14 protein-coding genes are annotated in these 15,023 nt (G+C 68.9%); 7 read left to right on the top strand and 7 right to left on the bottom strand.

Annotated features, from left to right (window positions below):
* The first annotated feature begins 73 nt into the window (after window positions 1–73).
* Window positions 74–2,170 (top strand): malate synthase G, encoded by a 2,097-nt coding sequence (locus D620_RS0110580; protein WP_026092130.1) that lies wholly within the window; start codon window positions 74–76, stop codon window positions 2,168–2,170.
* Between the two features lie 237 nt (window positions 2,171–2,407).
* On the opposite strand, the gene rsmA is transcribed toward D620_RS0110580, so the two are convergent.
* The 4 genes from rsmA to D620_RS0110560 all read right to left on the bottom strand — a co-directional run bounded on the left by rsmA (window position 2,408) and on the right by D620_RS0110560 (window position 8,225).
* Window positions 2,408–3,232 (bottom strand): 16S rRNA (adenine(1518)-N(6)/adenine(1519)-N(6))-dimethyltransferase RsmA, encoded by an 825-nt coding sequence (gene rsmA, locus D620_RS0110575; RefSeq protein ID WP_051020601.1) that lies wholly within the window; start codon window positions 3,230–3,232, stop codon window positions 2,408–2,410.
* A 4-nt stretch (window positions 3,233–3,236) separates the two neighbouring features.
* Window positions 3,237–4,256 (bottom strand): 4-hydroxythreonine-4-phosphate dehydrogenase PdxA, encoded by a 1,020-nt coding sequence (pdxA, locus tag D620_RS0110570; RefSeq protein ID WP_026092129.1) that lies wholly within the window; start codon window positions 4,254–4,256, stop codon window positions 3,237–3,239.
* Complete coding sequence (locus D620_RS0110565) at window positions 4,253–5,620, bottom strand: peptidylprolyl isomerase (RefSeq protein ID WP_017665777.1); 1,368 nt, start codon at window positions 5,618–5,620, stop codon at window positions 4,253–4,255. Before D620_RS0110565 ends, pdxA begins: the two co-directional genes overlap by 4 nt.
* Before the next feature lie 193 nt (window positions 5,621–5,813).
* Window positions 5,814–8,225 (bottom strand): LPS assembly protein LptD, encoded by a 2,412-nt coding sequence (locus D620_RS0110560; RefSeq protein WP_017665776.1) that lies wholly within the window; start codon window positions 8,223–8,225, stop codon window positions 5,814–5,816.
* Between the two features lie 124 nt (window positions 8,226–8,349).
* On the opposite strand from D620_RS0110560, the gene D620_RS0110555 reads away from it, so the two are divergent.
* The 5 genes from D620_RS0110555 (at window position 8,350) to D620_RS0110540 (ending at window position 11,420) form a co-directional block, all read left to right on the top strand.
* Window positions 8,350–9,810 carry a leucyl aminopeptidase gene (locus D620_RS0110555; protein ID WP_017665775.1) on the top strand — a complete coding sequence of 487 codons (1,461 nt, stop codon included), beginning with the start codon at window positions 8,350–8,352 and terminating at the stop codon, window positions 9,808–9,810.
* Window positions 9,811–9,834: 24 nt separating this feature from the next.
* On the top strand, window positions 9,835–9,987 hold the full coding sequence (locus tag D620_RS16040; protein WP_081596577.1) for a DUF2256 domain-containing protein: 153 nt from the start codon (window positions 9,835–9,837) through the stop codon (window positions 9,985–9,987).
* Window positions 9,984–10,406 carry a hypothetical protein gene (locus tag D620_RS0110550; RefSeq protein WP_017665774.1) on the top strand — a complete coding sequence of 141 codons (423 nt, stop codon included), beginning with the start codon at window positions 9,984–9,986 and terminating at the stop codon, window positions 10,404–10,406. The genes D620_RS16040 and D620_RS0110550 overlap by 4 nt, the downstream gene beginning before the upstream one ends.
* On the top strand, window positions 10,403–10,837 hold the full coding sequence (locus D620_RS0110545; protein WP_017665773.1) for a DNA polymerase III subunit chi: 435 nt from the start codon (window positions 10,403–10,405) through the stop codon (window positions 10,835–10,837). Before D620_RS0110550 ends, D620_RS0110545 begins: the two co-directional genes overlap by 4 nt.
* Before the next feature lie 64 nt (window positions 10,838–10,901).
* A complete protein-coding gene (locus tag D620_RS0110540; RefSeq protein ID WP_017665772.1) occupies window positions 10,902–11,420 on the top strand; it encodes a hypothetical protein in 519 nt (172 codons plus the stop codon).
* A gap of 7 nt (window positions 11,421–11,427) precedes the next feature.
* On the opposite strand, the gene D620_RS15205 is transcribed toward D620_RS0110540, so the two are convergent.
* On the bottom strand, window positions 11,428–12,069 hold the full coding sequence (locus D620_RS15205; protein ID WP_017665771.1) for a protocatechuate 3,4-dioxygenase: 642 nt from the start codon (window positions 12,067–12,069) through the stop codon (window positions 11,428–11,430).
* Window positions 12,070–12,280: 211 nt separating this feature from the next.
* Here D620_RS15205 and ndk point away from each other — a divergent pair, with 211 nt between their 5' ends.
* Window positions 12,281–12,703 carry a nucleoside-diphosphate kinase gene (gene ndk / locus D620_RS0110530; RefSeq protein ID WP_017665770.1) on the top strand — a complete coding sequence of 141 codons (423 nt, stop codon included), beginning with the start codon at window positions 12,281–12,283 and terminating at the stop codon, window positions 12,701–12,703.
* 56 nt (window positions 12,704–12,759) lie between these two features.
* On the opposite strand, the gene D620_RS0110525 is transcribed toward ndk, so the two are convergent.
* On the bottom strand, window positions 12,760–13,977 hold the full coding sequence (locus D620_RS0110525) for a sulfotransferase (protein ID WP_017665769.1): 1,218 nt from the start codon (window positions 13,975–13,977) through the stop codon (window positions 12,760–12,762).
* A complete protein-coding gene (gene purN, locus D620_RS0110520) occupies window positions 13,977–14,936 on the bottom strand; it encodes a phosphoribosylglycinamide formyltransferase (RefSeq protein ID WP_026092128.1) in 960 nt (319 codons plus the stop codon). The genes D620_RS0110525 and purN overlap by 1 nt, the downstream gene beginning before the upstream one ends.
* Window positions 14,937–15,023: the final 87 nt, after the last annotated feature.

Raw genomic sequence — 15,023 nt, 5'->3', positions numbered from 1 at the left:
CAATCGCCTCTCCCCTTTGCCATAGGGCGCGCGTCCTCTCCTCCCCGGATTTGTTCAACCGACGAGGACACCGATGACTGACATGATCCCCCGCGCCGGCCTTGCCGTGGACGCCGCCCTTGCGAGCTTCCTCGAGCGCGAGGTGCTTGCCCCCCTCGGGCGCGACGTGGACGCCTTCTGGCAGGGCTTCGCGGCGCTGCTCGCCGACTTCGCGCCCCGCAACCGCGCGCTGCTGGCCAAGCGCGAGAGCCTTCAGGCGCAGATCGACGCATGGCACATCGAGCGCGCCGGCAAGCCGCATGATCCAGCGGCCTACAAGGCGTTCCTCACCGCAATCGGCTATCTGGTTCCCGAGCCCGGCGACTTCCAGATCGGCACCCAGAACGTCGATTCCGAGATCGCGACGATGGCCGGGCCGCAGCTGGTGGTGCCGATCCTCAACGCGCGCTTCCTTTTGAACGCCGCCAATGCGCGCTGGGGGAGCCTCTACGACGCTTTCTACGGCACCGATGCATTGGACGCTCCCCCGGCGCGGCCCGGCGGCTATGACGAGGCGCGAGGGCAAGCGGTGATCGCGCGCGGGCGGCAGTTCCTCGACGCGACCTTCCCCCTCGCCAGCGGAAGCTGGGCCGACCTTGCGGGCCGCGAGACAATCGCGCTTGCCGATCCAGCGCAGCAGGTCGGCACCACCGACAAGGGCATTCTGCTGGAAAACAACGGCCTGCACGTCGAAGTTGTGTTCGATTCCAGCACCCCTGTCGGCAGGGCCGACAAGGCCGGCATCGCCGACATCATCGTCGAAGCCGCGCTTACCACCATCGCCGACTGCGAGGATTCGGTCGCGGCGGTGGATGCGGCAGACAAGCTCACCGCCTACACCAACTGGCTCGGCATCATCCGCGGCGATCTGTCGGAGAGTTTTGACAAGGGCGGCAAGACCCTCACCCGCACGCTGACGGGCGACAGGAGCTTCACCGCCACAGATGGCACCGCGCAGACCCTCAAGGGCCGCAGCCTGATGTTCGTGCGCAATGTCGGCCACCTGATGACCAACCCGGCGATCCGCCTGCCTGACGGGAGCGAAATTCCCGAGGGCATCATGGACGCGGTGTTCACCTCGGCGATCTCCACGCTAGACGTCGAAGGCCACGGGCGCTTCGGCAATTCGCGCAAGGGCTCGATCTACATCGTCAAGCCCAAGATGCACGGGCCGGAAGAATGCGCCTTCACCAACGATCTGTTCGATGCGGTGGAGGATTTGCTCAAACTCCCCCGCCACACCATCAAGGTCGGCGTGATGGACGAGGAGCGCCGCACTTCGGCCAACCTTGCCGCCTGCATCTACGCGGTGAAGGACCGGATCGTCTTCATCAACACCGGTTTTCTGGATCGCACCGGCGACGAGATCCACACCTCTATGCGCGCAGGACCCATGCTGCGCAAAGGCGCCATGAAGACCAGCGCGTGGCTCAAGTCCTACGAGGCGCGCAATGTCGCCATCGGCCTTGCGCACGGCCTTTCGGGCAAGGCGCAGATCGGCAAGGGCATGTGGGCCGCGCCCGACCTGATGGGCCAGATGATGGTCGAGAAGGTCGGCCACCTGAAGGCCGGCGCGAACACCGCATGGGTCCCGTCACCCACCGCCGCGACGCTCCACGCGCTGCATTACCACCAGATCGACGTGTTCGAGGTGCAGCAAGCTCTGCCCGAACCCGCCGGTCTCGATGACCTCCTCGCAATCCCGCTCGCGGAAGGGGCGAACTGGTCGGATGAGGAAGTGCGCGAGGAGCTCGACAACAATTGCCAGGGGCTATTGGGCTATGTGGTGCGCTGGATCGATCAGGGCGTTGGCTGCTCCAAGGTGCCCGACATCAATGATGTGGGCCTGATGGAGGACCGCGCGACGCTGCGCATCTCCTCGCAGCACATCGCCAACTGGCTGCTGCACGGGGTGATTACCGAAGCGCAGGTGCTGGACAGCCTCGCCCGCATGGCCGCCAAGGTCGACGCGCAGAACGCGGGCGATCCGCTCTATGTGGCGCTCACCGGCAACGAGGACGGCGCAGCCTTCAGCGCGGCCACGGACCTGATCTTCAAGGGGGTGGAACAGCCGTCGGGCTATACCGAACCGCTGCTGCATGCGTGGCGCTTGAAGAAGAAGGCGGGGTAGGGCGCGGTTGCGCCGCCTGTCCGGCTGAGCGAAGTTGGAAGGGCAGCGCGCGCGCCGGGCTGAAAATCGGCGCTTTCCTACTCGCCTTGCGTAAGGCAGGCTTGCCCTTATGGCCCGCCTTTTCTCCCTTCGCGATCGTCTGGAAAGCGCGCTCGCCAAGGGGCACGTTTTTCGCCTCAGGACAGTGTCTCATGTGTCTCCTACACGCTCTGGCGCGGGCCGGAGCGGGCGGGCGGGTCACCCCTGCATCGCGCGGGCCAGCGCCACGAACTCGGCGACGCTGACGGTCTCGGCGCGGCGGGTCTCGTCGATGCCGAGGCTGGCAAGGGCCTCCAGCGCGCCCGGCACGCCCTTGAGGCTCTGGCGCAGCATCTTGCGGCGCTGGCCGAAGGCGGCTTCGGTGAGGCGCTCGAGGGTGCGCAGCGCTACGCCCTCCGGCATGGCGGCGGGCGTGACGTGGACGATCGCGCTCATCACCTTGGGGGGCGGGGTGAAGGCGCTGCGGTGGACCTTCATCGCGAGCCGCGCCTCGGAGCGCCACTGCGCCAGCACGGCAAGGCGGCCATAGGCGTCCTCGTGCGCGGCTGCGACGATGCGGTCGGCGACCTCGCGCTGGAACATGAGGGTGAGCGAGCGCCAAAGGGGCGGCCATGCCTCGCCGCCGAGCCAGCGCACGAACAGCGCGGTGCCGACGTTGTAGGGGAGGTTGGAGAGGACGTGGAAGGGCTCGCCCTGCATCAGCGCGGCATGGTCGAGCCTGAGCGCGTCGCCCTCGACGATGGTGAGCTGGTCGGGGAAGGCTTGCCCAAGCTCGGCAAGGGCGGGGAGGCAGCGGCGGTCCATCTCGATCGCGGTGACGCGCGCGCCGGCCCTGAGCAGCGCGCGGGTCAGCCCGCCGGGGCCGGGGCCGACTTCGAGCACCGCCTGGCCGGCAAGGTCGCCGGGAAGCGCGGCGATGCGGGCGAGGAGCTGCTCGTCGAGCAGGAAGTTCTGCCCGAGCGCCTTGGAGGCGGCGAGGTTGTGGCGCTGAATGACGTCGCGGATGGGGGGGAGGGTGGTCACGTGGTCAGGCACCGGCGCGGGCCCGCGCGCGCACCATCTGCGCGGCCATGGCGATGGCGGCGGCCATCGCGCCGGGATCGGCCTTGCCTTGCCCGGCGATGTCGTAGGCGGTGCCGTGGTCGGGCGAGGTGCGGATGATGGGCAGGCCGAGCGTGACATTGACCCCCTCGTCAAAGGCGAGCGCCTTGAGGGGGATGAGCGCCTGGTCGTGGTACATGCACAGCGCCGCGTCGTAGGTCTCGCGGGCGCGGGGGGTGAACAGCGCGTCGCCCGGGACAGGGCCGGTGACGGCGAGGCCCTCGGCCCTAAGGGCGGCGATGGCAGGCGCGATCAGCCTCGCCTCCTCGTCCCCGAACTGGCCCTGCTCGCCCGCATGGGGGTTGAGGGCGGCGACGGCGAGGCGCGGCTGCGCGATGCCGAAGTCGCGGGTGAGGCCAGCGGCGACGATGCGGGCCTTGTGGACGATCAGCTCGGCCGAGAGCAGCGTGGGCACCTCGGCGAGGGCCACGTGGACGGTGAGCGGGACGGTGCGCAAGGCCGGCCCGGCGAGCATCATCACCGCGTCGCGATAGGGGCGGGCGCAGGCGTCGGCGAGGAACTCGGTCTGGCCGGGGTAGTCCCAGCCGATCGCGGCGAGCGCGCCCTTGGAGACCGGCGCGGTGACCACGCCCGAGGCAGCGCCCGCGCGCACGCAGCGCGCCGCCCACTCGAGCGAGGCAAGCGCCAGCCGCGCGCCGTCGGCCGAGGGGCGGGCAGGCTGCCACGGCCCGTCGAGGAGGGCGAGGACCGGCAGGCCCACGGCGCAGGCATAGGCCGCCTCGGACGGGTCGGCGATGGGAATGATCGGGCAGTCGATGCCGAGCGCCTCGGCGCAGGCGCGCAGCAGCTCCGGCCCGCCGACCACGAAGGCCGGCGGCGCGCCGCCCCCGGACCCCAGCCGCGTCCAGGCGCCGAGGATCACCTCGGGCCCGATGCCGGCCGGATCACCGAGCGATATGGCGAGAGGTGCAGAAAGTGCGGTCAATTGTACTCGATATAGGCGTCATTGCGCAGGTCGCGCATCAGGCGCTGGGCCTGCTTGTTGACCCGGTCGTCCTCGATCTGCTTCATCACCGCCTGGAAGGTCGGCGCGCCCGCATCCTTGGGATCCTCGCGCCCGCACAGCATCAGCACGCGCACGCCTTCCTGGATGCCGCCGAAGGGCGGGGTGGCCTGGCCGATCTGGAGCTGGAGGACGATGTCGCGCAGCTGCGGGGGCAGGTTGGCCGCCTTGATCTGGTCGTTCGCAATCACCTCGGCGCCGATCTTCGCCGCGCCCGCCTCGACATCGGCGCAGCCGCGCAACGCGCTGAGATACTGGCCGAAAGCGTCAACCTTGGCTTCGGCCTGTTCCTGCGTGACGCCGGGCGCGAAAGCGATCGAGATCTGCTTGAGGCTCAGCAGCGCCTCGGCCGGGTCGGGCATCAGCACCTGGCGCTTGTTGATGAGGTAGATGATCGACAAGCCGCCCGGGATTTCGATCGGACCGCCGAGCTGGCCGGGCTGCATGGTGCGCACCGCGGCGGCCAGCTGCGGGGGCAGCTGGCCGGCACGCACCCAGCCGAGGTCCCCGCCGACGACCTGCGTGCTCGCCTCGGAATATTGCCGCGCATAGGCAACGAAGCTGCCGCCCTGCTGCAACTGCTGCATGATCGCCTGCGCGTTCTGGAGCACCGCTGCGCGGTTTTCGGTGGTCGCGGAAAGGTAGATCTCGCCCAGCCGGTATTCGTCGGTGCCCTTGGCCGCTTTCATCCGCTCGAGGACTTCATTGACCTCTTCGGCCGAGACATTGACGCGCGGCATGACGTTGCGGCGCAGCAGGTTGTCCCACGCCACTTCTCCTTCGATCTGGCGCTTGAGCGATGCGGCCGAGGAGCCGATCGATTCGAGATAGGCGTCCATCTTCTTGGGATCGCCGGCGAAGTTCTGCGCGGCGAGCTGCTGGTAGGTCTCCTCGATCTCCTCGCGCTTGGCCTGGACCTCGTCGGCCTCGGCGGCCTGGATGCGCAGCGTCTCGTCGATGAGGTTGCGCAGCACCTGGACGCGCAGGCGCAGCATCTCTTCCTCGGAAATCGGCGCTTCGGAGGCCGAGGTCACCAGCGCGACGCGCTGGTCGATGTCGGTGCCGGTGATGACGAAGCCGTTGACGATGGCGGTCGCGGTGCGCTTGTCCGGGTCGGCCTTGCCGAACAGGGTGATATCCTCGGGCAGGCCGAAGGGGTTGTCGGCGGTCGGCACGGCGACGGTCTGCGCGCCCGCGGCCATAGGCGCTGCGGCAAGGCCGAGCATCGCGGCCCCTGCCAGCGCGGTTCCGGTCCTGGCGAAAAGCGCCTTCGAAAACAGCTTCACACTCACTCGTTCAATCCCGCCTTGTGGCCATTGCCGGCGTGCCAAGCGCACGCTGCCGTGTTGCCGATGCCGCGCACCGGCTGAATGAAAGCTGAGCCCCGGGCGATCCCGCACCCTCTGGCCAGCTTGCCGCGGTCGGCTCCTTAACGCGATTTGCGCGCCCTGCCAATTCTTGCAGATGCCAGGCGGGGGATCAGCGGAAACCCAGATTGCGCAGCGCGAAGAAGATCTGGAACGCATTGCCGCGCCGCGCGTCCCCTGCGTCGATGAAGTCGCGCCGCCAGGTCGCACCGAACTCGATGCAGTCATCGGCATAGGCGACCCCGAAGCGGGTGCGGATCGGCTGGAAGCCGTCGGGCTGGAACACCGGGTCCTCGTCGCGGTCGGTGAGGTTGAAGACCCCCGAGCCGAACATCGACCACCTGCGCCCGATCGCCACGCGCGCAGCGGCGCGCAGCTCCTCGCGGTCACGCAGGTCCTCGACCGTGGCGATGTCGCGGTTGAGGCGCAGGTAGCCGACCTCGACATAGGTGCGCCGCGAGCCGATCGTCGCGTCCACTTCGTTGCGGCGGATCGCGAGGCTGTCCTTGTCGAGCCGGAAACGGTGGGTGAACTGCACGAGATTGCGGAACCGCACCTCAGTGCGGCCGACGAAATCAGTGACCCGCTCGGACAGGCCGGTGCCTTCAGGGAACAGGCCGGGGCGCGGCTCCTCAAGGCGGAAGGACTGGCCGATGGTCGATTTGATGCGCCAGCCCGGGCGCTGCAATTCCCAGTCGAGCCCCCAGGTGATGCGGCTGCCATCCTCGATGCGGTCGTAGCCGGGGAAGCGGTTGAGCGCGAAGAGGTTTGAATCCTCCAGGTCGATCGCGCGGGCATCCTCGTTGGGGACGGCAAGATTGCGGATGCGCGGGGACGCCACGACTTGCAGCCGCGGCTTGAACACCTGCGTGCCGCCGAAGGCCTTGCCCACGAAGGGCCACTCGATATCGAGCGCCGCGGTGGCGATGCCGCGCGCGTTCCAGCCCTCGGTCCCGCGATAGGCGAGCGTGGTGGTCGCAAGGCTGTTGCGGGTGTTGTAGACATCGCCCCGCACCAGTGCGGTCAGCGTCACCACCTGTCCGAGCGGGGTGAGGCGCTTCAGGTCCCACTGCGCGCCGGCAAAGGCGCGCTGGGTGTCCTGACCCTCGTTGCGCAGCAGCGCGAGGCTGTTCGCCTGGAACATCAGATTGCCGCCCAGCACCGGATCGGCGATCTTCTGGCGGTAGTCGATGGCCGGCAGCGCGAGCGGCACCTGGCCCTGGTCGGCGTTCAACCGCAGCGTTTGTGTCGCCCAGCCGGCGATCGAGAAATAGGAATTGTCGGTGACGCGCTCGAGATTGATGGTCGAGCGCAGCCGATCATCGCGGCTGATATCGTAGCGCCTCAGGAAGGTGCGGTCCGAGGCGAGGCGGATCGATCCGGTCAGGCTCCAGTCGGGCGAGAACTGGAAGCGGCCATTGGCATCGAGGTAGCCGCGCGGATCGTTGCGCAAGGATTGCCCGCCGGTGAGATCGGAGGCGCGGTCGGAGAAGGTGACATAGCCGGTTGCCTGATAGGCGCCCTTCTCGGTGAGGTGGCGCCACTTCGCGCTCGCCATCGGCGCGGTGTTGGAAAACACATAGGCGCCCAAAGTCAGGTCGGCATTGTCGGCCATGCGCCAGTAGTATTCGCCCGAAAGCTCGAGCCCGTTGACCTGCGTCAGGCGCACATCGGGGACGAGGAAACCGCTCTCCGACTTGCCGTCGGTGCGCACCGCGAGGCCCGGCATGGGCAGGACCGGCGTGCCGAACAGTTCGAGCATCGCGCCCTCGAAGCGCACGCGGCTGGCCTTCTGGTCATAGATCACGCGGCGCGCGGTGACGCGCCAGCTCGGGTCCTTAGCGCAGCCTGCGGCATCGACCACCGGGCAGGCGGTGTAGGTCGCATCGGCGAGCACCGCGACGCCGTTCTCCCCGCGGGTCGCCGAACGCGCCGCGAGCCGTCCGCCGGCGCGCAGGGCGATCAGCAGCTCGCTCATCGCGCCGGCATCGAATTCTTCCGTCAGCTCGACCTGATCGGTGAACAGCTGGTTGCCCGCCTCGTCGACGAGGCGGATGTTGCCGGTGGCGATGATCTTGCCGGTCTTGCGGTCCCAGGTGACCGCGTCGGCGCGCACCGAGCGGTCCTCGGAACGCAGGATCACATCGCCGCGCGCGGTGACGGTGTCGGTCTGGTCGTTGTAGGCGAGCTCGCGTGCCTCGAAGTCGATCCGGCGGGGGGGGCGTGCACCGGCGGCCGGGGCGGGTGCGAGGTCCCGGGCGGTGATCAGGACGGGCTCGGCCAGGTCGGCAGGCGGGCGGCGGTGGCCGTAGCCGATCAGGTCCTGCTCGATTCGCTCTTCCATGGTGCGGTCATCGACCGGCGCGGGCGCCGGCGCGGGAGCCGGCGTCTCCTGTGCGGCGAGCGGCTCGGCGGCGAGCGCAAGCGCCAGGGCGAGCGCGATACGCGACACCGATCCTCGCGCCGGGAAGCGCGGGGCGTGGCGCGCGGCCACGCGCGGTGCGTCTTGCAAGCCTCCCGACATGGCCTTGCCTATTGCACCGCTCGCGCTTAATCGCAATCGCCATTGCGCAAGGGCGCGCGCGGCCTGCCGCAGGGGCCACGCGCCCAGTCCGCCCCGGCGTTTCCAAGTGTCCTTCGGAGTGTCCATGCAAATCCATCTCACCGCCGCCGCCCCTGCCGAAATCCGTCTTCATGCGCGGGTGGTCAATCAGGGCCAGGCGCTGGCCGGTCTCGATCCGGCGCTGGTCGAGGGCGCGGCCGCCTCGCGCTTTTCGGGTCGCGCGGGTCAGGTGTTCGAAGGCTTCGCCAGCCTCGATGGCGGCGTGAAGCGCATTGCCATTGCCGGGCTGGGCGAAGCGGGCAGCGCCGATCGCCGCCACCACTGCGAGCGTGCGGGCGCGGCGCTGACCGCGAAGTATCTCGTCTCGGGCGAGACGGCGATGGTGCTCGACCTTGGCGGTGCAGGCCTTGCGGCGGACGATGCCGCCGCGCTGCTGCTCGCGCTGCGCCTGCGCGCATGGCGGCATGACACCTATCGCACCCGGCTGCCTGCCGACAAGCGCCCCTCGCTTGACGCCGTCCATGTCGTCAACGCGCCCGAGGGCACGGCTGCGGCATGGGAGCGCGAGGCGGCGCTGGCGAAGGGCGTGGAATTCACTCGCGGTCTCGTCACCGAACCGGCCAACATCCTCTACCCCGAAAGCTTCGTCGCCGCCTGCCGTGAGGCCTTCGCGGGGACGGGTGTCGAGATCACCGTGCTCGGCGAAGCAGAGATGACGGCGCTCGGCATGGGCGCGCTGATCGGCGTCGGGCAGGGCTCGGCGCGCGAATCCCAGCTATTGGCGATCCGCTGGAATGGCGGCGCGCAAGGCGAAAAGCCGACCGTCTTCGTCGGTAAGGGTGTGACCTTCGATACCGGCGGCATCTCCCTGAAGCCGCCGCCGGGGATGGAAGACATGAAGTGGGACATGGGCGGGGCGGGGGCCGTCGCGGGGGCGATGCTGGCCTTGGCCTCGCGCAAGGCGAAGGCCAACGTCATCGGCGTGATGGGCCTGGTCGAGAACATGCCCGACGCCGCCGCCCAGCGCCCCGGCGACATCGTCACCACCATGAGCGGCCAGACCGTCGAGGTCCTCAACACCGATGCCGAAGGCCGGCTGGTGCTGTGCGACGCGCTGCACTGGGCGCAGGAGCAGTATGACGCGGCGCGGATCGTCGACCTTGCCACGCTGACCGGTGCGATGATCATCAGCCTCGGCAACGAATATGGCGGGATGTTCGCCAATGACGACACGCTCGCCGCGCAGCTTTCGGCGGCGGGGCAGACCAGCGGCGACAAGCTGTGGCGCATGCCGCTCGGCGCCAATTACGACAAGCTGATCGATTCGCCCGTCGCCGACATCAAGAACGTCGGCCCGCGCGAGGCCGGTTCGATCACCGCCGCGCAGTTCCTCCAGCGGTTCATCAAGGACGGCACCCCCTGGGCGCACTTGGATATCGCCGGCATGGTGTGGTCGCAGAAGCCCGGGCACACCTGGGAGAAGGGCGCGACCGGTTTTGGCGTGCGCCTGCTCGACCAGTTCGTGCGGGATGTGGTGGAAGGCTAAAGGGGAGTTTCTGCCATCCCCAAGATGCGCAAGAAGAGCGATCTGCCGACCAAGACCTGCCTGACTTGCGGGCTGCCTTTCGCATGGCGCAAGAAGTGGGAGCGGGACTGGGACAATGTGAAATATTGTTCCGACCGCTGCCGCGCAAACGCGAAGTCGGGGGCCAAGGGGGGATGATGATGCGCTGGTTCCTGCGGGCAGGCGTGGCGGCAGCGGCACTGGCGAGTGCCAGCCCGGCGCTCGCCAGCGATTTCTCGGGGATCGGGCGGATCATCGCGTGGGGCGTGCTCGCGCTGGGGGCGCTGATCGTCCTGCCGCTGGTTCTGCTGCTGCGCAAGGGACGCAGGGGCAGCCCGGAGGGCAACGCCGCGATCGCCATCACCGCCGCCGTGATCTTCGCCCCGGCGATGGCCTTTCGCGACTATGACCAATGGGTCTACACCCTCTTCCCCGGCACCGCAGCGGCGATGCTTGACGGGCGGTGGGGGTTGCTCTGGCCCGTGCCCCTGATCTCGATCACTTTCTGCGCGCTCGGTGCCTATTGGCTGCTCCAGCGCATGGACGGGCCGGCCGGGGAAGGTGAGCGCCCGCAATGAAGCTCGATTTCTGGCAGGTTACCGACGATCCCGTAGAGAAGGTTGTCGCCCTCATCGCCCGGCGCGTGCTGGACGAGGGCGCGCGGGTGCTGGTGGTCTCGGCCGATCCCGGACAGCGCACTGCCATCGCCGCGGCCCTGTGGCAGGCCGGGCCGGAGAGCTTTCTGGCCAATGGCGAGGCCGATGCCCCGGGCGCGGATCGCCAGCCGGTGCTGCTGTCCGATGCGCCCGCACCGCTCAACGGCGCGAGCCATATGATCCTCGCCGATGGCACCTTCCGCGAGACCGAGGGCTTTGCCCGCGTCTTCCTGCTCTTCCCGCCCGAGCTTGCCCCGCAGGCGCGCGCGGCGTGGCGCGCGGTTGACGGGCGCGACGGGGTGGAGCGCGCCTATTTCGCGCAGGAAGCGGGCCGCTGGGTCAAGAAGGCCTGACCCTTGACCGAATCCCCGCGATGGGGGATGCTCCTCCCCGATAGCTTCAGGGGGGGACAGGCACATGCGCATCGTCACAGCCATGCTCGCAGGCGGAGGCGCGGCGCTGCTGCTGTCGGCCTGCGGATCGCAAACCTCGGGCGAGGTGACCACTGCGGACGGCAAGGACGCGCGCTACACCATCGACAAGGCGACCGGCGAGACCAGCATGACCATCACGGGCGATGATGGCGATGCGACGATGCGCTCGGGCCCCGCGGTGCCGGTCGATCTGCCGCAGGGCTTCAGCCTGTTTCCCGGATCGAAGGTGATCGCCAACACCCTCGTCAACCAGCCCGATGGCGAGGCGACGATGCTGACCTTCGAGGCGGGCGCCCCTGCCGACAAGGTCGTCGCCCATTTCAAGGGCGAGGCCAAGGCGGCCGGGTTCGACATCCAGATCGAGATGGACACCAACGGGACCCGCATGATCGGCGGCGAGCGCAAAGAGGACGGCGCGACGCTCTCGGTCACCGCGAGTGCGGGCGAGGGAGGGGCCGTCACCACCGGCCAGATCATCATCGCCACCAAGAAGGGCGGCTGAGCAGGCCTCAGCCTTCGCCGAGCACGATGTCCCAGCGGTAGCGATCGGCCTCGGCCTGCTGCTGTGCCATCGCCGTCACCGCGTCCTCGCCGAGCTGCCTGTAGAGCGCGTCCTGGCTGTTGGTGGCGTAGTCCTCGGTGAAATACATCTGGGTGATGAGCCGCTTCTCGCGGCCCTTGATGTCGAAGTGGATGTGCGGCGTGCGGTGGCCGATCGGGCTGTCATAGCCCGAAGGCTTGATGGTGCGGATGCGCCATTCGCCGCTGGCGCCGGTGACGAGCCTCGCAAAACCCTGGAAGTTCGGATCGAGCGGCGCTGTGGCGATATCGCCCGGATGCGCGTAGCGTCCGGCGGCATTGCACTGCCACAACTCGAGCACGGAGCCGCGCACCGGATTGCCCTTGCGGTCGAGCACGCGGCCGGTGACCTCGATGACGCGGCCCAGCGCCCGGCCCTTGCGGCCCTTGATGTGGGTCATGTCGAAATCGTCGTCACCCGGGCGGATCACCGGGTAGAACGGCCCGAGATCGCCGCCCGCGGTCTGCGCCTGCTCCGCTGCACGGGCAACCCCGCCGCCCAGCACAAGGCCCGCAGCGCCCAGCGCCGCCCCTGCAAAATGCCGCCGCGAAAGTCCGGTATCGTGGTCCATGCTATCCCCCCTCAAGCAATCCCTTCCCCACCATAGCACGCCTCCGGGCGGTCGGGAAACACCCGGTCCCTATGCCTCGGCATGGCGCCTTCCTCTTTCCTTGCGCCGGGCCATGATCGGCTCCGTGCCAATGCTTGCACCCCAGCGCGACAGGCTCTAAGGGCGCGGCCAACGATCCCCCACAACGAAAAGAGTTCACAGGAGCATACTCATGGCGGTCACCCGCACCTTCTCGATCATCAAGCCCGACGCCACCCGCCGCAACCTTACCGGCGCGGTCACCAAGATGCTGGAAGAAGCCGGCCTGCGCGTCGTTGCGAGCAAGCGCATCCACATGACCCGCGAGCAGGCCGAAGGCTTCTACGCCGTCCACAAGGAGCGCCCCTTCTTCGGCGAGCTGGTCGAATTCATGATGAGCGAGCCGGTGGTCGTGCAGGTGCTCGAAGGCGAAGACGCCGTGACCCGCAACCGCGACATCATGGGTGCGACCAACCCCGAGAACGCCGAACCCGGCACGATCCGCAAGGAACTGGCGCTGTCGATCGGCGAGAATACCGTCCATGGTTCGGACTCGGAAGAAAACGCCGCGATCGAGATCGCATTCTTCTTCAAGCCCGAAGAGATCGTCGGCTAAGTCTTCGGACTTCGCCGCAACCAAAGGGCCGTCCCGCGAGGGGCGGCCTTTTTGCGTCAGGCCCCGGCAAAGCGCGCGAGCTGTTCGGCATGCTGGCGGTGGTGGCCATCCTCGCTCGCGGCCATGACCTTGCGCATCGCGGCGCGTGCTTGCGGGGTGAGTGCGAGGCCGAGATCCCGGTAGATGCCGGCGATCGCCGCCTCCCAGCCATGGTTCAGCGCATCGAAGCAGGCGCGCGCGGCCGGGCCCTCCCAGCCTTCGAGCGCTGCGGCCATGCGTGCCTCGCGCAGCGCGATCTTGTGCCGCCAGCGTGCTTCGATCGCCTCGAGGCAGCACGTGTCGGACTGCATCGCCATCTGGTTGGCCGCGAGGCTGATCGCGCTCTTGAGCACCGCCTCGTGCTCGCGCGTCGCCAGCACCAGCCGCGCGTCGGGGAACAGGGCGAGGAGCGTCGATAAATCCTCGGCAAAGGCGGGGACCTTCAACACACGCGGCTTGTCGGCGATCCCGCGATGGGCGGCGTCGGTCTGGAGAATGCGGCGGAACTCGCGGTAGATCGGCGCAGGCCCGCGCGCCTCGCTCCATGCCGAATAGGCCGGAATGTGCCATTGGCTCTCGTAGATCGAATGGTGGAGCGCGGCCGAAAGCCACGCCAACTCCTCCTCCACCGCCGCGGGGGCCATCGGGTGGATCGACTGCATCCACGGATTGAGGAGCCCGAGCATCGCCAGCTCCATCGCCGCCTTGACGCGGTTCATGCCGAGGCGCGCCCCCAATCCTAAGGGCACGGGGTGATAGGCGTCGCAGTAGCGGGTGTGCGAATGCGCCGGATCGGCGGCCAGCAGCGTGTGGATGCGGGTGGTGCCGCTGCGCATATGGCCGATGACGATGATCGGCGGGCCGAGCGGGGTTTCGAGCAGTTCGGGCCGGTCGCGCCACAGCGCGCCGAATGCCAGCCGGTTCTTCACCACGCGCGACAATTGCCCCCAGGCCATCGCCCGGCCCAGAGGATTGAGGTGAGCCTCGTCCTCGACGCTCGCGATCAGCCGGGCGAGCCGCTCGCGGAAATCGGCGACGTCCTCGTCCGAGCGCCCGCCATGCTCCGCCGCCTCGGCGCGCGCGCCATAGGGCTTGGCGGCGAGCGCCCACAGCGCCTCGGGGTGCAGCTCGGGCGGCGGCAGCCACCCGCGCTCCCATGCCTTGCCGAGAAAGGCGTTGGCGCGTGTCGCAAGGGGCCCGCGGGCAAGCAGGTGGTCGCGGGTCGGCGGGGGCATCAGAATTCCTCCGCCACGTCCATCAGCCGCGTGAGCCGCCTGGGCGCCGCGCCGCGCCAGCTGCGCTCCAGCCATGCGGCAACCGCATCCCAGTCCACCCCCGGGCGGTTGAGGATGATCCCGATCCACCCGCTCGCGCCGTAATAGGCGGGTTTGAAATAGACCTCGGGCTGATCCTCGACCAGCGCGAGGAGTTCGTCCATCGATCCGGTGCGCACCAGCAGCGCGATGTGCGGCGTGCCGTGGTGCTGGTCGGCGAAATAGGCGAAATACTTGCCGGTCTTCTCGCCCCCGACGCGGAAGCCGGGGCTGCCGTGGCTCTCGCGCTCGTCGGTATCGGGCAAGGCAAGGGCGAGCGCGCGGAGGCGAGCCAGCAGCGCCGCCGGATCGAGCCAGCGGCTGACATAGTCGGCGACGGCGCGCGGGTAGAGCTGGTGCTCGGCAAGCTTGACGCGCGCGGCGAGGCTCTCCGGGGTGTCGGCGGGCGTGATCGGCACCGCGATCTGCGCCAGCACCTCGCCCGAGTCCAGTTCCGGCGTCACCAGATGCACGCTCGCGCCGCCGTGGCTGTCGCCGGCCGCGATGGCGCGGGCGTGGGTGCCGGTGCCCTTGTAGAGCGGCAGCAGCGAGGGGTGGATGTTGAGCATCCGTCCCGCCCAGCGGCTCGCGAACCCGTCCGACAGGATACGCATGTAGCCCGCGAGCACGATGTGGTCCGCGCCCGCCTCCAGCACGGCGGCTTCCATCGCGGCATCGTGCGCCTCGCGGGTCAGGCCCTTGTGGGGCAGAGCGAAGGTCGCGATCCCCTCGGCCTGCGCGAGCGCGAGGCCTGCGGCTTCGGGGTTGTTGGAGCCGACCAGCACCACCGCGTAGGGGCTCTCCGGCATACGGCTGGCATAGACGAGCGCGGCCATGTTGGTTCCCGCGCCGGAGATGAGGACGGCGATTCTGGCTGTCACTTCTCCCCTCCCGCTTGCGGGAGGGGCAGGGGGTGGGAATGCGGCGAGGGCGGTGACGCGCCCACCCCTAACCCCTCCCGCAGGCGG

The sequence above is a fragment of the Porphyrobacter sp. AAP82 genome, assembly GCF_000331285.1.
In the GTDB taxonomy this organism is placed as follows: Bacteria; Pseudomonadota; Alphaproteobacteria; order Sphingomonadales; family Sphingomonadaceae; genus Erythrobacter.
The sequence above is the reverse complement of the archived record's forward strand: the minus strand, read 5'-3'. Positions and strand labels throughout refer to the sequence as shown.